Raw genomic sequence first — 18,442 nt, 5'->3', positions numbered from 1 at the left:
CGTCAGGCCTGCCAATCGGCGAGTGCGCCCTGGAAGTCGCCGACGTTGCCGATGGCGCGCGCGTCCAGGCCCTTGTCGATGCGCTTCACCAGGCCGGCGAGCACCTTGCCGGGCCCGCATTCGGCGACGCGCACCGCGCCGTTCGACGCCAGCACCTGCACGCACTCGGTCCAGCGCACCGGCAGATAGAGCTGGCGCACCAGCGCATCGCGGATCGCATCGGCACCGGTGTGCACCTGCGCGTCGACGTTCTGCACGACGGGCAGCGCCGGCGCATGCCATGCGAGGCCTGCCATCACCTCGGCGAGACGGTTCGCGGCTTCGCGCATCAGCGGCGTGTGCGACGGCACGCTGACCGCCAGCTTCACGACCTTGCGGATGCCACGCTCGGTGAGCAGCGCGATCGCGCGATCGACCGCTTCGGCATCGCCGCCGATCACGATCTGGCCCGGCGAGTTGTAGTTGGCCGGCACGACGATCCGGCTGTCGGACGCCTGCACGCAGACCTCCGCCACCATCGCATCCTCGGCGCCGAGCACTGCGGCCATCGCGCCGACACCCGTCGGCGCGGCGTCCTGCATCAGCTGGCCGCGCAGGCGCACGAGATGCGCGCCGTCTTTCAGCGACAGTGCGCCGGCCGCCACCAGCGCGGTGTATTCACCCAGGCTGTGGCCCGCCAGCTGCGACGGCTGCACGCCACCCTGCTGCTGCCACGCGCGCCACACCGCGATGCCGGCCGCGAGCAGCGCCGGCTGCGTATACTCGGTGCGGTTGAGCATCTCTTCCGGGCCGCCCTGCGACAGCGCCCACAGGTCGACGCCGGTACCTTCGGAGGCTTCGGCGAACGTCTCGCGCACGACCGGATGCAGTTCGGACAGTTCGGCCAGCATGCCGACCGACTGCGAGCCCTGGCCCGGGAAAACGAAAGCGGATTGCGTGGAAGTCACTCGGACACCCTGCATGAAATCAGGCCGCGATGATACGGGCGAACCCGCGGGATTGTCTGTACCGGGGCGTATGCGCAGCGTGCGTGCGCTGCATCGTCATCGCGCCGCACGACTGCCTGCGGAAACGAAGAAGGCGATGCCTCGCAGCATCGCCCTCATGATGTGATCACCGCGTGCGTATCAGTAGCGCAGCAGCACCGAGCCCCAGGTGAAACCGCCGCCGAACGCTTCGAGCAGCAGCAATTGCCCGCGCTCCACGCGACCCGAACGCACGGCCGTATCCAGCGCCAGCGGCACCGAACCGGACGAGGTGTTGCCGTGCTTGTCGACCGTCACGATGACCTGGTCCATCGACATGTCCAGGCGCTTGGCCGTCGCTTCGATGATGCGCAGGTTGGCCTGGTGCGGAATCAGCCAGTCCAGGTCGTGCTTGTCCAGGCCGTTGGCGTCGAGCGTTTCGTCGACGACGCTGTCCAGCGCCTTGACGGCGTACTTGAAGACGTCGTTGCCCTTCATCTCGATGCGGATGCCGTTGTTCGGCTCGTCCGCCTTGAAACCCGTGGACACGCCGACCGGATTCCACAGCAGTTCCTTCTTGCTGCCATCGGCGTGCAGGTGGGTGCTGAGGATGCCGGTTTCGCCATCGGCCTTGAGCACGACAGCGCCCGCGCCGTCGCCGAACAGCACGCAGGTGGTGCGCTCGGTCCAGTCGACGATGCGGCTGAGGGTTTCGGTACCGATCACCAGTGCGGTCTTGGCATCGCCGCAACGGATGAATTTCTCCGCCACGCTCAGTGCATAGATGAAGCCCGAGCAGGCGGCATTGACGTCCAGCGCCGCACAGCCGGACGCGCCGAGGCGCGCCTGGATCAGGCAGGCGGTGGACGGAAAGATGAGGTCCGGCGTGGTGGTACCCACCACGATCAGGTCGATCTCGGCGCCATCGACGCCGGCGGCCTCGAGTGCGCGGAGCGCGGCCTGGTAGCCCAGGTCGCCGGCGGTTTCGCCTTCGGCGGCGATATGGCGCTCGCGTATGCCGGTGCGGGACTGGATCCACTCGTCGCTGGTATCGACCAGCTTCGACAGGTCCTCGTTGGTCAGCACCTTTTCGGGCAGATAGCTGCCCGTCCCGGCGATGCGCGCGTAAATGCGCCCCTTGCTACCCGGCTCGCTCATGCACGCTCCCATTGCCGGCCCGGTGACGGGCCCTGGTTGTCATCGATCATGCAGCAAGCGCGCCCTGCTGGAGGGCGCGCCGCACGGATCAATCTTCCTCGACCGCCGAGGTCTTGGTGGCGATGACCTTCTTGCCGCGGTAGTAACCATCGGCGGTCACGTGGTGGCGCAGGTGGATCTCGCCCGTGGTCGGGTCGGTCGACAGCTGCTTGGCGGTCAGCGCGTCGTGCGAACGACGCTGGCCACGACGGGACGGGGTGACGCGGGATTTCTGCACAGCCATGGGATTGCTCCAGCTCTTGTATCTGTTGGTGAACCTTGCGGTTCGTGTTGCCAGACCGCGGTAGCGGCTAGTTCTTCTTCAGCGAGGCCAGCGCCGCGAACGGACTGGTCTTCGCCACTTCTTCTTCGTCCGCGGCCCACTCGCTTTCGATGGCCTCGGACGAGGGATCCACCGGCACCACCGGCACGGCGAGGACCAGTTCGTCCTCCACCAGGTCGGCGGGGCGCAGCATGCCGTCTTCCGGTACCAGCAGGGCTTCGTAGCCGGGCGGCAGCGCGGATTCTTCATCCTCGCTGCGCACCAGCCCCAACCGCTGCTCCACCGTCACCGGCAACACGAACCGCTGCAGGCTGCGCTGGCACACCAGCGGCAGGCCGGCCTCGATCCGCAGCGCGATATAAGGCACCCTCAGCGCGTCGTGATCGAACTCGATCGCGTACCGCACGTCGCCTTCGGTATCGACAAGAAGGCCCTGCAAACGCGTCATCGAGGACAACGGCAGGCGGCCTTCGAAACTGCGCCGGGTCGCGACCATGCGCCAAGCATCCAACATCTCGGGCGTATTCGCGGACATAAGCCGCTGAATGTTAAGGATCAACGACCGAACTGTCAAACAACCCCGGACGACGAGGATGGCTTGCCCCCGGCCCGGCCGGCGGGCAGACTCCCCCGCCCCGTTCCCTGCCGGTACCGTCCCATGCCGCTGATGCTCGCGTCCACCTCCCGCTACCGGCGCGAACTGCTAGAACGGCTGCGGCTGCCGCTCCATATCGCCCGCCCCGAGGTAGACGAAATCCCGCTGGATGCCGAACCCGTGCCCGCCCTGGCGGTCCGTCTGGCCCGGGCCAAGGCCGAGGCCATCGCCCGGCAGCATCCCGGGGCCTGGGTCATCGGCTCCGACCAGGCCGCCGAGCTGGACGGGCAGCCGCTGGGCAAGCCCGGGCATCGGGAGGCCGCCATCGCCCAGCTGACCGCCATGTCGGGTCGGCAGGTCCACTTTCATACCGCCGTCTGCCTGGTCCGCGACGAAGACATCCTGCAGGCCCAGGACGTCACCACCGTTCGGTTCCGCACCCTTTCCCCCGCCGAAATCGAGCGCTACGTGGATACCGAGCAGCCCTTCGACTGCGCGGGCAGCTTCAAGTCGGAAGGGTTGGGGATCGCCCTGTTCGATGCCATCGAGTCGTCGGACCCCACGGCGCTGGTCGGCCTGCCGCTGATCGCCGTGTGCCGGATGCTGCGCGAAGCCGGCTTCGACCTGCCCTGACCCGGACTCTCAGCGGATCTGGATCGGCTGATCGGCCCAGGTCTCGACACTGCCATCGCCACCGGTCACCCGCAGCCCCAGCCAATGACGGCCCGCGGGCACGTCCCCGGCATCGACCTCGGCCGTGAACTGAACCTGCGGCATGCGCGGATCGCGCGACGCGTTCTTGAGGAAACCGCGCAACCATTCATTAGGCCCCGCGTCCTCGGCCACGGCGACGACCCGGCCGTCGAGCAAGACCTCCACCTTCGCCACGCCCACGGCGTCCTTCACCGCCCAGCCGCCAACCGTGAAGCGCCTGTCCACTCGGGCGCCCGCCGCGGGCACATCGATGTTGGCGACGACCGGCGTGCTGCAGTCGCCCTGCGCGCGGGCCGCCGGCAGTGCGAACAACAGGAACCGGCGCGCGCCGTGGTCGATGTTCACCACCCGCGCGGGCGGCAATGGGCCGACGACCTGGCACAGCTGCTGGTAGTGCGCGAGCAACGCGCTGAACTTCACGTCGGTGGCGCCGACGACCAGCAGCGTGGGCTCAGCGCGCGAGCCGTCATGCTGGAGTCCCCACAACTGGAGTTGTGGCGCGCGCCCGTGCTTGCGATTGAGCGGATGATCAAGCACGGGAATATCCGCGTCCTCAAGGGCGAAGCCCAGCTCCGCCCCCGTCTTGAAACTGTCCGCAAGCAGCACCGTTCCCTCCGGCAACGTTGCCTGCACTGCCCGCACCTCGTCGGCCAGCGCATTCCAGCCCGCGAAGTTCTCCGGGTAGTATTTGCTGCCCGCGACCTGCGTCCGCAGTCCGGGCAGCGAAACGGCCACGTAGTACCCCAGCATCAGCAGCGCGCCGAGCGCGGCGAGGCCCCAGCTCGCACGACGACGCGCAGCCGACCATTCCTGCAGCAGCAGCGGCACCACCACGAGCAGGGCGAGATACCCGGGCAACGTCCAGTGGAAACTGACCCGCTCGTTGTCGGCGAAGAAGCCCAGCACGAAGAAGCTTAGGGTCGACAGCGCGCCCAGCAGCGCGAAGTAGCGCCATGCGGTACCCGCTTGGGTTTCGCCCCGGATGCCGCGCAGGCAGACCACGAGCATGGCCCTGAACAGCAGCGGCGTCGCCATGGCCGCCTGCACCAGCACGAAGCGGAAGCCGTCGCCGTGGAAGCTCCACGGATGGCGGTCCAGCAACTGGAACCGCAGGCCTGCGTCGGCGTACTCGAGGTTCCAGGCCAGCAACGGTGCCCAGGCCAGCACGCCCACCGCCAGCGCGACCCACACCCGTGCGTCGCGCAGCACCTTGCGGCCTTCAGGCAACCAGAGCAGCGCCAGCAGGCCGACGCCGATCACGCCGATGAAACGGTAGTGACTGAGTGCACCGATCATCAGGCCCAGCGCCAGCTCGGTCGCGGACATCGCGCCGACCTCGCGCAACAACCGCGCACCGGCGTCGGCGCACAGCACGGTGGCCAGCGCCATGGGTACGTCCGGCAATGCAAGCAATCCCAGCGTGCCCGACAGCGGCATCAGCACGGTCAGCATCGCCGCCTGCCAACCGACCGTCGCACCGAACCAGTGCGCCGCGCTCCGGGCGACCAGCCACGGGAGCAGCGCGGCCATCAGCAGGAACGGTGCACGCACCGCCAGCACGTGGTGGCCGCCCAGTTCCGTGCCCAGTCGCGCGAGCCATGCGGTCAATCCCGGCAGATCGGAGTAGGCCGCGGCCAGATGCTGCCCTTCCTGCCAGTAGAAGGCCTCATCCACGAACAACGGCAGGCGCGAGGCGATCGCGACCTTGACGACCGTCACGATTGCCCACACGGCCAGGAACCATTGTCTCGCGCGTTGTTCTTCGTCCATCTCGCTACACTGCCCTCAACCCACGATCGAAAACCGAGAGCGCGATGTCCGCCATCCCCAGCACCCGCCCTATGCTATCCGAAGGCCTGGCCGATGCCCTTGCGCGCGCGCAGGCGCAGGTGAACTCGCTGGTGCTGGGCAAGTCGCACGAAGTGCGGCTCGCCTTCGTCGCACTGCTGTCCGACGGCCATCTGCTGATCGAGGATCTGCCCGGCCTGGGCAAGACGACACTGGCCCATGCATTGGCCGCCACGTTGGGGCTCAGCTTCCAGCGCGTGCAGTTCACCTCGGACCTTTTGCCTGCCGATGTGCTGGGCGTGTCGGTGTATGACGCGCATGCGCGTGCCTTCACCTTCCATCCCGGCCCCGTGTTCACCAATGTCCTGCTCGCCGACGAGATCAACCGCGCCCCTCCGCGCACGCAGAGTGCGCTGCTGGAGGCGATGGCCGAGCACCAGGTCACGCTGGACGGCGTCACCCATGCGTTGCCGCAGCCGTTCTTCGTGATCGCCACGCAGAACCCGGTGGACCTGTCCGGCACCTATCCGTTGCCGGATTCGCAACTGGATCGCTTCCTGCTGCGTCTGGCACTTGGGTATCCCAGCGCCGAGTCCGAACGCGAGCTGCTCGCCGGTAGTGACCGGCGCATGATGATCGCGCAGGCCATGCCGCTGCTGTCGACCGACGATGTGCTGGCGCTGCGCGACGCGGTAAACAGCGTCCATGCCAGCGACGCGCTGATCGACTACGTCCAGGCGCTGCTCACGCGCAGCCGCCAGCATCCCGGTGTGCGCGTCGGCCTGTCGCCGCGTGCGGGCATCGCCCTGCTGCGCGCGGCGCGTGCGTATGCCCTGCTGCTGGGCCGCCACCATGTGCTGCCTGACGACGTGCAGGCGCTGTTCGGGGCGGTCGCGGCGCATCGCCTGGTGCCGGAGGCGGAGGCCGTCTCGGCAGGTGCGCTGGCCAAGGCGATCCTGCACGCGGTGCCGGTGGATTGAACGTGATCGCGACGTTGGCGGGGCGCATCGCACGTCTGGCGCGGCCACGTCGGCCGGAAGCGTTCCCGGTCGTGCTGGAGCGCAGGCGCATCTATGTGCTGCCGACGCGATTCGGCCTGTTCTTCGCCGCGCTGATATTCACCATGGCGTTGGGCGCGCTCAACTACAACAACAACCCGGCGCTGCTGCTGGCGTTGCTGCTGGGCGCGACGGCATTGGCCAGCCTGATCTTCGCGCACCTGCAACTGGACGGCCTGCGCGTGGAAGCGCTGTCTGCCGATCCGGTGCCCGTTGGCACGCCGTTGCGACTGCACATCGCACTCGCGTCGCGGGATGCGCGCGTACGCCACGGCCTGCGCCTGGACGCGGCCGACGAACACACCTTCATCTCGTTGCCGGCGGCCGAAGCGACCGTGGCCGAAATCTCGCTGCCGACCGAACGGCGCGGCTGGTACGACCTCGACCGCGTGCGGCTGTCCACCACCCAGCCGCTCGGCCTGGCCCGGGCCTGGGGATGGGTATGGCCCGACATGCCCTTGCTGGTCTATCCGGCGGCTGAGGTCCAGGGGCCACCGTTGCCGCATGCCGGCAAGGGCGGAACCAGGACGCGACTGGATCCTGCGGGCGAGGACGTCCACCAGTTGCGCAACTACCGTGCCGGTGACGCGCAGCGCGCCATTGCGTGGAAGCCGTCCGCTCGCCGCAGCCAGTTGCTGGTGCGCGACTACGAACAACCCCTCGGGCGCGACGTGGATCTGGACTGGGACACACTGACGACGCTACCTCACGAGCGCCGGATCCAGCGGCTTGCCCATTGGGTCGAATCCGCCGAACGCGAAGGGCTGCGCTATCGCCTGCGCTTGCCTGGCCAGCCTGCATTGGGACCTGCCAACGGCCCCTCCCACCGCCACCTCTGCCTGCGCGCGCTGGCGCTGCTTCCGCATGACGTCCGCTGACACGCCCACGCTGGACAGCCTGAGTCGCCGCTGGACCCTGGCCGCCGCCGGCGCCTGCCTGTTGCCGCTGCTGCTCCAGTTGCCCGCGATGCTCGCGTTCGGGATCGGCGCAACGGGCTTGCTGCTGACGTGGGCATCGTGGCGTCGCCCGCTGCCCGGCCTGCTGCGCGCACTGCTGGCGCTTGCACTGATCGTGGCCGTGCTGTCGGTGATGGGCATGCAGTTCGGCCGCGATACCGGCTGCGCCCTGCTGGCCGGCATGCTGGCGATCAAGCCGACTGAAACCCGCACACTGCGCGACAACCGCAGCCTGCTGGGCTTCGCGCTGTTCGCGCCGTTCGCCGCGTTCCTGCTCGACCAGGGCCCCTGGAGCATGGCATTGGGCCTCGTCAGCGTGCTCTGCGCGCTGGTGGCGCTGTACCGGCTCGCGGACGCCGAAGCGGCCTTGGCCGCCGGCATGACCAGGCCGCTGCAGCAGGTGCGGGAGATCGCAAAGCTGGTCGCCATCGGCGTGCCATTGGTGCTCGCGGCGTTCTGGCTGTTCCCGCGCTTCCCCACGCCGTTGTGGGGCGTGCCGGAACGGGCCCTGTCGGAACCCGGCCTGAGCGACGACATGTCGCCCGGCAGCTATCTGGACCTGATCGCGGACGAAGCACCGGCATTGCGCGTGCAGTTCTTCGGCGCGACGCCGCCCACCAGCCAGATGTACTGGCGTGGACCGGTCCTGTCGGATTTCGATGGCCGCACCTGGACGCGCGCCAACCCGCTACCTGGCATGTCGCACGCAGGTACGACCCGTGCACCGGCGGTATGGGACTACCAGATGGACGTGGAGCCTAGCGACCGGCGCGATCTGGTCGCCCTGGACTTGCCCATGGCAACCCCCGATGGTGCATGGATGGCACGGGACTACAGCATGGCGACGCGCGCGCCGCTCACGTCGTTGACCCGCTGGCGCCTGCAGTCGTCGGCGCCGACGCAGTTCGAGGCGGACTTGCCGGCTCCGCTGCGCCAGCAGGCGCTCCGCTTGCCCACCGGCTTCAATCCACGCACCCGCGCGCTCGGCGCGCAGTGGCGTCGGGACGCCGGCGGCAACGATGCCGCCATCGTCGCGCGCGCCCTGCAGTGGATCCGCGCCGACTTCGCCTACACGCTGGATACGCCCTACCCCGGGCGCAACACGGTCGACGAGTTCCTGTTCGACCAGCAGCAGGGGTTCTGCGAACACTTCAGCTCGTCCTTCGTCTTCCTGATGCGCTCCGCCGGCGTCCCCGCCCGGGTCGTCACCGGCTATGCCGGCGGCAGGTACAACCCGCTCGGCAAGTACTGGATCGTCCGCAACCTGGACGCGCACGCCTGGGCCGAAGTGTGGATGCCGCAACGCGGCTGGGTGCGCGTGGACCCGACGGCCGCGGTCGCGCCGGAGCGCATCTACGACACCATCGAGGACCGCATGGGCGCCGCCGGCGCCGTGGGGAGCCTGATCGGCATCGACGACCTGGGCCAGGTGGGCGACTGGCTGCGCCGCGGCTGGAACGATCTGGTCCTCGGCTTCGACGCGAACCGGCAGACGCGCCTGCTGGAGCGCTTCGGCGCGAAGCAGTTGGGCGGCGGCGCGCTGACGGCGCTGTTCGGCCTGTGCGCGATCGTGGCGCTGGCCTGGATGGGGTGGTGGCTGGCGCGCGGCGAACGGGAGCGCGATCCGCTGCTGCGCGCATGGCGACGGCTCGGCAAGCGCTACGCCCGCTTCGGGCTGGCACGCGAGCCGCACGAAAGCCCCGCCGACTGGGCGCGCCGGGTCGCGGCCGGCCGGCCGAAGGCCGCGCAGACGCTGATTCCGCTCAGCCACCGTTTCGCCGCTGCGCGCTACGCTCCGGATGATGGAGACAACCGCGCACTGATCGAAGACCTGCGCCGGCACCGCCCATAACCTGCTGGAGACTGGCCATGAACCTTCGCTTCGCCATCGTCGTCGCAGCCGCCGCGCTGCTTTCCGCCTGCGCCACGGCACCCGCGCCGTTGCAGGGCAGCTTCACCCAGGTCAATCCCCGCGACTCGGTCGGCGCGCCGCAGGTTGGCGCCCCCGTGCGCTGGGGTGGCCGCATCATCAGCACCACTCCGGGCCAGAATTCCACCTGCTTCCAGCTGGTATCGCGTCCGCTCGGCGGCACCGGCCGCCCGCTGTCGTCGGCACCCGATGCCACCGACGGCCGCTTCATCGCCTGCCGCGCAGGCTTCTATGATCCCGCCGTGTTCGCCGAAGGGCGCGAAGTGACCTTCGTTGGCAAGATCGACGGTTACGAGAGCACTCGCATCGGCGACTACGACTACCAGCTGCCGCGCGTGGCCGCCGAAGTCGTCTACCTGTGGCCGGAAGTGCGTGAAGTCGAAGTCGTCCGCCCCTATCCCTACTACGACCCGTTCTGGGGTCCGCGCTGGGGCCGTTGGGGCTGGTGGTAATCCCGTCGCAATGAATGGAAAAGCCGCTCATCGAGCGGCTTTTTTCTTGTCCGGTGATCGCGTGGCGGACACTCAGCCCGGCGTGCCGAAGCGCCCCAGCGGCGCACCCGCGAGCAGGTGCAGGTGGATATGGAAGACGGTCTGGCCCGCGTCCTCGCGGCAGTTCATGACGATGCGGTAGCCGTCCTGCTCGAAGCCTTCACGGCGTGCGTAGTCGGCGGCCGCGAGCGCCAGCTTCCCGATGAGGTGCGCCTGGTCCGGCCGCACATCGTCGAGCGTCGGAATCGCCTCGTGCTTGGGAATGAAGAGCACATGCACGGGCGCCTGCGGTGCGATGTCCTTGAAACCGAGGACGTCGTCGTCCTCGTAGACGATGGTGGCCGGGATCTCGCGGCGGATGATCCGGGCGAAGATGGTGTCGGTCATGGGCTCGCGCGTCCTCGTGCTCGTAAGGTCAGGTCATTTCGCTGCGGCCGCCGAAGGCATGCGCCAGCGTGCCGCGGTCCACGTATTCCAGTTCGCCGCCCAGCGGCACGCCGTGCGCCAGGCGGCTGGGCCGCACGCCCTGCTGCCGCGCCAGTTGCGCCAGGTAATGGGCGGTCGCCTCGCCTTCGACCGTCGGGTTGGTGGCGATGATCAGTTCCGTCGTCTCGCCCTGGGCGAGGCGCGCCGACAAGGCGTCCAGTCCCAGCTCGCGCGGACCAATGCCGTCCAGCGGCGACAGCCGGCCATGAAGGACGAAATACACGCCGCGGTAGCCGGTGGCCTGTTCGATTGCCAGGCGGTCCGAAGGCGACTCCACGATGCACAGCTGGTGGCGATCGCGGCTGCCGCTCGCACAGAGCGTGCAGATCGCGCCTTCGGTGAAATCGCGGCATTGCTCGCAGTGGCCGATCTGGTCCAGTGCGTCGGCCAGCACGCCCGCCAGGCGCCTGCCGCCGTCCCGCTCGCGATCGAGCAGGTGGTAGGCCATGCGCTGCGCGGTCTTCTGCCCGACGCCGGGCAGGACGCGCAACGACTCGATGAGCTGTTCGAGCAGCGGACTGGACATGATCGTTCCTGGGACCGTGGGCGGACGTGCCGCCGTCATCCGGCCCCGGGCGGGATCAGAACGGCATCTTCATGCCGGGCGGCAGCGGCATGCCCGCCGTGGCGGCGCCCATGCGCGACTTCGACTCCGCATCGACCTTGTTGGAGGCGTCGTTGAACGCCGCCGCGATCAGGTCTTCCAGCATCTCAGCATCCGACAGCAGCGAGGGATCTATGCGGACCTTGCGGCATTCCTTGGCACCGGTCAGCGTCACGCTGACCATGCCGCCGCCGGCGTTGCCGGTGACTTCCAGCTTGGCGAGTTCTTCCTGGGCGCGCTGCAGGTTCTCCTGCATCTTCTGCGCCTGCTGCATCAGTTGGGCGATGTTTCCACGCATGTCGTGATCACTCTTCGTAAGGTCGGATGGAGTCCGGGACGAGCCTGGCGCCATGCTGCTGCATCAGCTGCCGCACGTCCGGATGGTTCATGAAGGTTTCCTCGGCCACGCTCTGGCGTTCGTCGCGCTGCCGGTGGCTGCGCTCCTTCAGCGTCTCGCTGCTGGACGCGGCAGCGGCGAAGGCCAGCCGCGGCGCCACGCCATAGCGGCTGGTGATCGCCTCGCCGAGCTCATTGAGCGTGCGTTCGGAGCGCAGGTAGTCGAAGCCGCTGTCCAGCGCCAGCGTCAGCGTGCCGTTCGCGTAGCCGGCGAAGGCGACGTTGTCGACCAGTTGCTTGCCGACACCCTTGAGGCCGCAGGTGCCGGCGAAGTGCAGCCAGGTCTCGGCATCTGTGATGCCGATATCGACGGGCAGCGACGATGCGGCCGGCGCCGCGGCGGGCGCCGGTTCGGCCGGACGCCACGGCGGCGCGTCGTCGGCTGGAGGAGCCACGACCACAGGTCGCGGCGGCGGCATCTCTTCGCGCGCCATCTGCTGCGGCGCCATCACTGGCGATGGCGCGGAAGCCGCCTGCGCCACGGGCGCGGGCGCGGGCGGAGTGGATGTTGACGATACTGACGGTGCGGATGCTGCCGGCGCACGCGCCTCGCCACGCATCTCGCCCGGCTGTGCCGGCCGGAAGGCCAGCATGCGCAGCACGCTCATCTCGAAACCGGCGCGGCCGCTGGGGGCGAGATGCAGGTCGCGACGGCCGTTGATCGCCATCTGGTACCAGAGCTGGACCACTTCCGGCCGCAGCTGTCCGGCGAACGCGTCGACATCGACGCCTTCCGCCTCGACCTCGGTCGATGGCACCAGTTGGCGCACCTGGATGCGGTGCAAGGCTTCGGCCACCGCATCGAGCACGCCGGCCCAGTCGGGCGAGAATTCCGCCAGCCGCGAGACCACCTGCAACAGTTCCTCGCCATCGCCCTGCGCCAGCGCGGCGAGCATGGCGCTGACCTGGGTACGGTCCACCGTGCCGAGCATGGTGCGCACGCCTTCGTCGCGCAGGGCGCCGCCGGCATAGGCGATGGCCTGGTCGAGCAGCGACAGGCCGTCGCGCAGCGAACCGTCGGCCGCCCGCGCGAGCTGGGCAATGGCGGCGCTATCGGCCTCGATCGCCTCGGCGCCAAGGATCTTGGTCATCTGGCCGCGGATCTGCTCCTCGTCCAGCCGCTTGAGGTTGAACTGCAGGCAGCGCGACAGCACGGTGACCGGCAGCTTCTGCGGATCGGTGGTCGCCAGCAGGAACTTCACGTGTTCCGGCGGCTCTTCCAGCGTCTTCAGCAGCGCGTTGAACGCCGCCTTCGACAGCATGTGCACTTCGTCGATCAGGTAGACCTTGAACTTGCCGCGCGACGGCATGTACTGCGCGTTCTCGATCACCTCGCGCACGTCGTCCACGCCGGTGTTCGACGCGGCGTCGATCTCCAGCAGGTCGATGTAGCGGCCGGCATCGATGTCGAGGCAGGCCGGGCACTGGCCGCAGGGATCGGCACTGGTGCCCTTCTCGCAGTTCAGCGACTTGGCGAAGATGCGGGCGATCGTGGTCTTGCCCACGCCGCGCGTGCCGGTGAACAGGAAGGCGTGGTGGACGCGGCCGCTGTCCAGCGCGTTGGTCAGCGCGCGGACCACGTGTTCCTGGCCCACCAGCTCGGCGAAACGCTTGGGACGCCACTTGCGGGCGAGGACGAGGTAGGACATGCCGACATTGTGCCACGCCCTGCCCGTCCTCCCTCCGCTCACCGCCCGCGTGCGGCTTCGCTTGTGGCCGCACCCCTGCGAAGGCTAGAATTCACGCCCCTGAAAGTGGCCCCGGCCGCGTTCAGGTCCCGGAGAGGTGTCCGAGTGGTTGAAGGAGCACGCCTGGAAAGTGTGTAAGCGTCTAAACCGCGCTTCGGGGGTTCGAATCCCCCTCTCTCCGCCAGTTTCATCGCAACCCGCCACGGCGGGTTGACGACGAACCGCGCTCCGGCGCGGTTTCGTGTCTATGGTGGCCCCGTCGGCCCCTCGCGACGCTAGGTCGAAAATCCCGCCAGGGCCGGAAGGCAGCAACGGTATCGATCGACGCGGGCGCCGAGGTCAGCCGGCGGGGCTACCGCCTTTTCAAGCATTGGCAATTCACTGACCCCTGCCGTTGCGACGGCATCGCTGCAATCGTGGCGGGAACATCGCGGGGCGCGGCAGCAACGGTATCGATCGACGCGGGCGCCGAGGTCAGCCGGCGGGGCTACCGCCTTTTCGGTTGGCAATTCACTGATCCCTGCCGTTGCGACCGCATCAGCGCCATCGTCGCGGATGTACCGCGGGGCGCCCTAGTCCGCGACGATGCCCAGTGCATCCGGTTCGCGGCCGGTCACCCAGTAATCGATCACCTGCCAGCGTTGCGTATCGATCACCGCAATCCGGTCGCCGCCACTGATGGCCACATAGGCGCGCGGATGGCCGTCCGCGACCACCACGCCGATCGGCAACGCCGCATTGCCCAGCATCGTGGGCTGGTAGGTCACGTCGTCGCGCGACAGCGGCACGGTCGCCACCGGCACCTTGGTGCGCGCGTTGAACACCGCCAGCGTCGCCGCACGCGCATTGGTGACGAAGGCCAGCGCGCCGTCGGCCGAGAACACCACGCGGATCGGGAATCCCTTGCTGCTCATCCGGCGCTTGACCGCGAGCGTGCGCGGATCGTGCACGGTCAGCGTGCCGTCCTCTCGGTTCGTCACCCACACTTCGGCACCGTCCGGACGGACGGCCACCCCTTCTGCGCCCTTCCCTGCGGGCCGCTCGACCGTCTTCGCGCCGGTCTGCAGATCGATCCGGCTCAGCGTGCCGGACTGGATCTTGGTCAGATAGGCGACCTGGCCATCGGGCGAGACCGCGACCATGTGGCCGGTCCCGGCGCCGACCTCGATCTCCCGTTCGATCTTGCCGGTACCGACATCCACGATGAGTACGCTGGCCGAGGCTTCCGTCGTCACCAGCACGCGCCGGCCATCCGGCAGGAAGCGCAGGCCGTGCGGCGCACCGTGCTGGCCCAGGTCGATCGAACGCGTCGGTTTGCCGCCTACCAGGTCGAGCACCGACAGCGTGCTGCCGGTTTTCGCCTCGCCGTAGTTCGTCACCACGGCCGATCGGCCATCCGGCGCCACGGCGATCTCGTGCGGCGCTTCGCCAGTGCGGAACTCGCCGACCCTTCGGCCATCGCGCAACGACAAGCGCCAGACCGTATCGGCGGACTTGTTGCCGACCAGTAACTCGGCCGCACTTGCCGACGGCATGAAGGGCACCAGCCATCCCATCGTCGCGATCACGAAGGACAGCGAACGCAACACGTTCATGCCCCCTCCGCCATCGGATGCAGCCAGTCCGCACCGCCTTCGCGGTAGTGCTCGCGCTTCCATATCGGCACGCGCCGTTTCGTCTCGTCGATGATGTAACGGCAGGCGTCGAACGCCGCCCCGCGATGCGCGGCGCTCACGCCGACCCAGACCGCCAGGTCGCCAATGGCCAGCGTGCCCACGCGATGCGCGCAGCAGGCTTCGATCACGTCGAAACGCGCCTTCGCCTCCAGGAGGATGCGTTCGCCCTCGCGCTCGGCCAGTGCGGCATAGGCCTCGTAGTCGAGACCGTCCACCGCGCGGCCGGCGTGGTGATCGCGCACCCAGCCCTCGAAGCTCGCGTACCCACCGGCGCGCGGATCGAGTACGCGTGCGCGCAACGGCGCGATGTCCAGCGGCGTCTCGGACAGATGGAAGCCAGGCATGCTCAGCCCCCGCTCACGGGCGGGATGAAGGCGATCTCGCTGCCCGCCACGGGCGCATCGCGCCATCGCGCGAACTCACCGTCCACCGCCACCCGCAGGTGCTCGCGCGGCCAGGTGAACCCGTGCCGTGCCTGCGCTTCGTCGTATACGCCGGCCAGATCTGTAGCGGCCGTGGTGACCGCTTCGCTGGCGATGCCGGCACGCTCGCGCAGGCTGGCGAAATAGAGCAGCGTCACCTTCGCCATCAGACGTGCCCCACATCGCGCTTGCCGCCGCGCTTGCCCGCCAGCTTCGCCGGCCCCAGCACGATCGCGTGCGACAGCGCCTTGCACATGTCGTAGACCGTCAGCGCGGCGACGGTCGCGCCGGTCAGCGCCTCCATCTCGACCCCAGTGCGGTGCACGGTGCGGACCTGGCAGTCGATGCGCAGCGTGGTATCGCCATCCCAGTCGACCGCCAGGCGGCAGCCATCGATGGGCAGCGGATGGCAGAACGGGATCAGTTCATGCGTGCGTTTCACCGCCATCGTGCCGGCGATGATCGCGGTGTCCACGATGCCGCCCTTCGCGCTGCGAAGGCCATTGCGCTTCAACTCGCGCGCCACGTCGGCCGGGAAGCGGACGCGGCAGGTGGCCAGCGCCTCGCGCGCGGTCGCCGCCTTGCTGGAGACGTCGACCATGGCGGGGCGGCCATCGGCATCCAGATGGGTCAGGGTCTTGCGGGGCATGCGGATCCTGCGCGGTTCAACCGCCGATAAGATACATCTCGACACGCCGGCGGTCGCGTACTTCCGGGCTGCCGCGCAGCTCGCTGTAGCGGTCGTCGCGAGCGCGCCACAGTGCCGCCACGTGCGCGGCCAGGGCGTCTTCGCCCCGTGCGAGCACCGCACGCAGCTCGGCGCCATCCGACGCGAACAGGCAGGTGAACAGCCGTCCGTCCGCCGATACGCGCGCGCGGTGGCAATCGCCGCAGAACGGCGCGCTGACCGAGCTGACGAAGCCGACCTCCCCTCCACCGTCGTCGAAGCCGTAGCGTTCGGCCACTTCGCCACGGTAGTCCGCCTGCAGCGGGTGCAGCGGCCAGCGGGCACCGATCGCGTCGCGCAGCGCCGACGACGGCACCATGCGGTCACGGCGCCAGTCGTTGCTGTCGCCCACGTCCATGAACTCGATGAAGCGCACGACATGGCCGGTGCCGCGAAAGCGCTCGACCAGCGGCAGCACCTCGCCTTCGTTGACGCCACGCTGCACCACCGCGTTGATCTTCAAGCGCGAGAAGCCGGCTGCGACGGCCGCATCGATGCCCGCCAGCACGTCTTCCACGCGACCGCGCCGCCCCGACATGTCGGCGAACACCTGCGGATCCAGCGCATCCAGGCTGACGGTGATGCGTCGCAGCCCCGCATCGCGCAAGGCCTGCGCCTGCTGCGCAAGGAGCACGCCATTGGTGGTCAGGGCGATGTCGTCCAGCCCCGGAACCGCCGCCAGGCGACGGACCAGCTCGGGCAGGCGCTTGCGCAGCAGCGGCTCGCCGCCGGTCAGCCGCAGCTTGCGCGTGCCCAGCCGCACGAACGCGCGGACCAGCGTCTCGATCTCGTCGAAGGACAAGCGCTGCGATGCATCGGTGCCGTAGTCTTCGGGCACACGGTCGGCCGGCATGCAGTAGCCGCAGCGGAAATTGCAGGCGTCGATGACCGACAGGCGCAGGTCGTGCAGCGGACGCCCCAGCAGGTCGCGCGGCATCGGGAACGGATTCACGGCAATACGGCCGGCAATGGCGATGCCAGCGGGAGACCCTCGCCTGCCACGGCGACGCGATGGCCGCGTGCACGCAGAGCGTCGGCGTCCTCCAGACTCGCGTAGTGGTACAGCACGCAGCGCGACAACAGTGCGGCCGGATACTCGCGCTCCAGGTCGTCGATGCCGCTGTGCGAGGGATTGCCGTGCAGCGCGCAGTCGTGCGCGATCACCTCGCCGGCGTCGGCATGCCGCGCGAGCATCTCGGGAATCGGTCGCGTATCGCCGGTCCACACCGCACTGCCGCGCAGGCGCAGACCGAAGGCGGTGTCGGGCCAGTGATGGCGCACCGGGAACACCTCGATCCGCTGACCGTCGTGCCAGAACGCCTCGCCGACCGGAACCAGCTGGAAGGCATCCCAAAAATTGGCGCCGCCTTCGGCGAGCACGTTCGGATAGCTGGCGATGCGCTGGTGCAGCACCGGCACCAGCGGCGCCGGCACATACAGGCGGACCTTGCCGCGCCGCGCCTCATCGAAGTAGCTGGCCACGAACAGCCGTTCCATGCCGGCGACATGGTCCAGGTGCACGTGGGTGATGAACACCGCGTCGGGCATGCCGCCGTAGCGGGCCTGGTAGGCGGTCAGGCCCTCCCCGCCGCAGTCGATCGTCAGCCAGGGCGTACCGTCGCGTTCCAGCGTCGCCATCGCCGACCCCAGTTCGACGGCGCCGGCATTGCCGACCCCCAGGAAGCGCAGCGTCCAGTCCATGTCAGTAGCCCCGCGACCAGGCGTGATCGTAGGCGCGGCGGAGATGGGCGAAGTCGAGGCCCACCGCATCCTCGCTGCGCGTGCCGCGCAGCTTGAGCAGGGAGCGCCGCAGCCGCGCCAGGTTCTGCTCGCGCCACGCGGTGGCGGGAATGCGCAGGCGGCCACGATCGAAGTCGATCAGCCAGCCGTGCCCGCTGGCGTCGAACAGGATGTTCTGCGCGTTGAGGTCCGCGTGGTCCAGACCGGCCCGGTGGAAGCGCGCCACCAGCCGCCCCGTGCTTTCCCACGGCGCGTGCCCCTCAGCCTGCTCGGCGATGTCGGCGAGCGTGCGCACGTCCATCAGCCGCTCCACCAGGATCGAGGCGCGGTAGAACATGCCGTCGCGCACGTAGCTGGCCGCCACCGGGCGCGGCACCGGCAGCCCGCGCGCCAGCAGCGCGCGGGTCAGGCGGAATTCCGCGAAACTGCGGGTCCTGTCGGGCCCGTGCCACAGGTAGCGGTCCTGGCTGAAACGCGCGGCCAGACCGCCGCGCCGGTAGTGGCGCAGTACGCACTGGCTGGAGGGCGCGTCGATGAACCAGGCGCTGCCACGGCCGCCGCTGTCGACCGGCCGGGCACGCTCGCCCCACTTTTCCGGGGCGAACCAGTCGGGATCTGCTTGCCGCAGGTGTTTGCGGTCGAACAGAATCGCACCGTATCCGCTGCCTTCGCGGAACGGCGTCAGGGATTCCGAAGCGTCAAATCCGACCATCCAGCGAGTCTAAC

At 69.0% G+C, this 18,442-nt stretch carries 21 protein-coding genes, 1 tRNA gene and 1 other RNA gene; 7 read left to right on the top strand and 16 right to left on the bottom strand.

Annotated features, from left to right (window positions below; genetic code table 11):
• Positions 1-2 precede the first annotated feature (2 nt).
• From fabD to AC04MD_RS02210, 4 genes are all read right to left on the bottom strand, one after another.
• The gene (gene fabD, locus AC04MD_RS02225) at positions 3-962 is read right to left on the bottom strand and encodes an ACP S-malonyltransferase (protein ID WP_475495692.1); all 960 of its coding nucleotides are present in this window, start codon (positions 960-962) and stop codon (positions 3-5) included.
• A 165-nt stretch (positions 963-1,127) separates the two neighbouring features.
• The gene (locus tag AC04MD_RS02220; RefSeq protein ID WP_475495691.1) at positions 1,128-2,123 is read right to left on the bottom strand and encodes a beta-ketoacyl-ACP synthase III; all 996 of its coding nucleotides are present in this window, start codon (positions 2,121-2,123) and stop codon (positions 1,128-1,130) included.
• An 88-nt stretch (positions 2,124-2,211) separates the two neighbouring features.
• Complete coding sequence (gene rpmF, locus AC04MD_RS02215) at positions 2,212-2,406, bottom strand: 50S ribosomal protein L32 (protein WP_162336389.1); 195 nt, start codon at positions 2,404-2,406, stop codon at positions 2,212-2,214.
• Positions 2,407-2,473: 67 nt separating this feature from the next.
• Positions 2,474-2,980, bottom strand: a complete 507-nt coding sequence (locus AC04MD_RS02210) for a YceD family protein (protein ID WP_475495690.1) — start codon at positions 2,978-2,980, stop codon at positions 2,474-2,476.
• 123 nt (positions 2,981-3,103) lie between these two features.
• On the opposite strand from AC04MD_RS02210, the gene AC04MD_RS02205 reads away from it, so the two are divergent.
• Positions 3,104-3,673: a Maf family protein gene (locus tag AC04MD_RS02205; RefSeq protein ID WP_475495689.1), complete on the top strand. Its 570-nt coding sequence runs from the start codon at positions 3,104-3,106 to the stop codon at positions 3,671-3,673.
• 9 nt (positions 3,674-3,682) lie between these two features.
• Here AC04MD_RS02205 and AC04MD_RS02200 read toward each other — a convergent pair whose 3' ends face one another.
• Positions 3,683-5,524 carry a glycosyltransferase family 39 protein gene (locus AC04MD_RS02200; protein ID WP_475495688.1) on the bottom strand — a complete coding sequence of 614 codons (1,842 nt, stop codon included), beginning with the start codon at positions 5,522-5,524 and terminating at the stop codon, positions 3,683-3,685.
• A gap of 44 nt (positions 5,525-5,568) precedes the next feature.
• Between AC04MD_RS02200 and AC04MD_RS02195 the strand changes: the two genes are divergently transcribed.
• The 4 genes from AC04MD_RS02195 to AC04MD_RS02180 are packed head-to-tail and all read left to right on the top strand — an operon-like array spanning position 5,569 to position 9,938.
• The gene (locus tag AC04MD_RS02195) at positions 5,569-6,522 is read left to right on the top strand and encodes an AAA family ATPase (RefSeq protein ID WP_475495687.1); all 954 of its coding nucleotides are present in this window, start codon (positions 5,569-5,571) and stop codon (positions 6,520-6,522) included.
• Between the two features lie 5 nt (positions 6,523-6,527).
• Positions 6,528-7,478, top strand: coding sequence for a DUF58 domain-containing protein (locus AC04MD_RS02190; RefSeq protein ID WP_475496155.1), 951 nt, complete (start codon positions 6,528-6,530; stop codon positions 7,476-7,478).
• Positions 7,465-9,408, top strand: coding sequence for a transglutaminase TgpA family protein (locus tag AC04MD_RS02185; RefSeq protein ID WP_475495686.1), 1,944 nt, complete (start codon positions 7,465-7,467; stop codon positions 9,406-9,408). The genes AC04MD_RS02190 and AC04MD_RS02185 overlap by 14 nt, the downstream gene beginning before the upstream one ends.
• 17 nt (positions 9,409-9,425) lie before the next feature.
• Positions 9,426-9,938 carry a Slp family lipoprotein gene (locus AC04MD_RS02180; RefSeq protein WP_475495685.1) on the top strand — a complete coding sequence of 171 codons (513 nt, stop codon included), beginning with the start codon at positions 9,426-9,428 and terminating at the stop codon, positions 9,936-9,938.
• A gap of 72 nt (positions 9,939-10,010) precedes the next feature.
• On the opposite strand, the gene AC04MD_RS02175 is transcribed toward AC04MD_RS02180, so the two are convergent.
• Genes AC04MD_RS02175 through dnaX form a run of 4 tightly spaced genes read right to left on the bottom strand, consistent with a single transcriptional unit; the run spans position 10,011 to position 13,112 of the window.
• A complete protein-coding gene (locus tag AC04MD_RS02175; RefSeq protein WP_475495684.1) occupies positions 10,011-10,364 on the bottom strand; it encodes a histidine triad nucleotide-binding protein in 354 nt (117 codons plus the stop codon).
• Between the two features lie 28 nt (positions 10,365-10,392).
• Positions 10,393-10,989 carry a recombination mediator RecR gene (gene recR, locus AC04MD_RS02170; RefSeq protein ID WP_475495683.1) on the bottom strand — a complete coding sequence of 199 codons (597 nt, stop codon included), beginning with the start codon at positions 10,987-10,989 and terminating at the stop codon, positions 10,393-10,395.
• Positions 10,990-11,044: 55 nt separating this feature from the next.
• On the bottom strand, positions 11,045-11,365 hold the full coding sequence (locus tag AC04MD_RS02165; protein ID WP_062358613.1) for a YbaB/EbfC family nucleoid-associated protein: 321 nt from the start codon (positions 11,363-11,365) through the stop codon (positions 11,045-11,047).
• A gap of 7 nt (positions 11,366-11,372) precedes the next feature.
• A complete protein-coding gene (dnaX, locus tag AC04MD_RS02160) occupies positions 11,373-13,112 on the bottom strand; it encodes a DNA polymerase III subunit gamma/tau (RefSeq protein ID WP_475495682.1) in 1,740 nt (579 codons plus the stop codon).
• Between the two features lie 130 nt (positions 13,113-13,242).
• Here dnaX and AC04MD_RS02155 point away from each other — a divergent pair.
• Both AC04MD_RS02155 and ffs read left to right on the top strand, forming a co-directional pair.
• Positions 13,243-13,335: transfer RNA gene (locus tag AC04MD_RS02155), tRNA-Ser, on the top strand.
• Positions 13,336-13,407: 72 nt separating this feature from the next.
• Positions 13,408-13,504, top strand: an RNA gene (gene ffs / locus AC04MD_RS02150) — signal recognition particle sRNA small type.
• Between the two features lie 219 nt (positions 13,505-13,723).
• On the opposite strand, the gene AC04MD_RS02145 is transcribed toward ffs, so the two are convergent.
• The 7 genes from AC04MD_RS02145 to AC04MD_RS02115 are packed head-to-tail and all read right to left on the bottom strand — an operon-like array spanning position 13,724 to position 18,428.
• A complete protein-coding gene (locus AC04MD_RS02145) occupies positions 13,724-14,746 on the bottom strand; it encodes a beta-propeller fold lactonase family protein (protein ID WP_475495681.1) in 1,023 nt (340 codons plus the stop codon).
• Positions 14,743-15,171, bottom strand: coding sequence for a molybdenum cofactor biosynthesis protein MoaE (locus AC04MD_RS02140; protein WP_475495680.1), 429 nt, complete (start codon positions 15,169-15,171; stop codon positions 14,743-14,745). The genes AC04MD_RS02145 and AC04MD_RS02140 overlap by 4 nt, the downstream gene beginning before the upstream one ends.
• A gap of 2 nt (positions 15,172-15,173) precedes the next feature.
• A complete protein-coding gene (locus AC04MD_RS02135) occupies positions 15,174-15,419 on the bottom strand; it encodes a MoaD/ThiS family protein (protein WP_475496154.1) in 246 nt (81 codons plus the stop codon).
• A complete protein-coding gene (gene moaC / locus AC04MD_RS02130) occupies positions 15,416-15,898 on the bottom strand; it encodes a cyclic pyranopterin monophosphate synthase MoaC (RefSeq protein WP_475495679.1) in 483 nt (160 codons plus the stop codon). The genes AC04MD_RS02135 and moaC overlap by 4 nt, the downstream gene beginning before the upstream one ends.
• A 16-nt stretch (positions 15,899-15,914) precedes the next feature.
• Positions 15,915-16,913, bottom strand: a complete 999-nt coding sequence (gene moaA, locus AC04MD_RS02125) for a GTP 3',8-cyclase MoaA (protein WP_475496153.1) — start codon at positions 16,911-16,913, stop codon at positions 15,915-15,917.
• A gap of 11 nt (positions 16,914-16,924) precedes the next feature.
• The gene (locus tag AC04MD_RS02120; RefSeq protein ID WP_475495678.1) at positions 16,925-17,677 is read right to left on the bottom strand and encodes an MBL fold metallo-hydrolase; all 753 of its coding nucleotides are present in this window, start codon (positions 17,675-17,677) and stop codon (positions 16,925-16,927) included.
• A 1-nt stretch (position 17,678) separates the two neighbouring features.
• Positions 17,679-18,428 (bottom strand): 3-deoxy-D-manno-octulosonic acid kinase, encoded by a 750-nt coding sequence (locus AC04MD_RS02115; RefSeq protein ID WP_475495677.1) that lies wholly within the window; start codon positions 18,426-18,428, stop codon positions 17,679-17,681.
• Between the last annotated feature and the right edge of the window lie 14 nt (positions 18,429-18,442).

It is taken from the genome of Pseudoxanthomonas sp. LjRoot206 (assembly GCF_056175725.1).
This window is presented reverse-complemented; position numbering and strand designations above follow the sequence as displayed.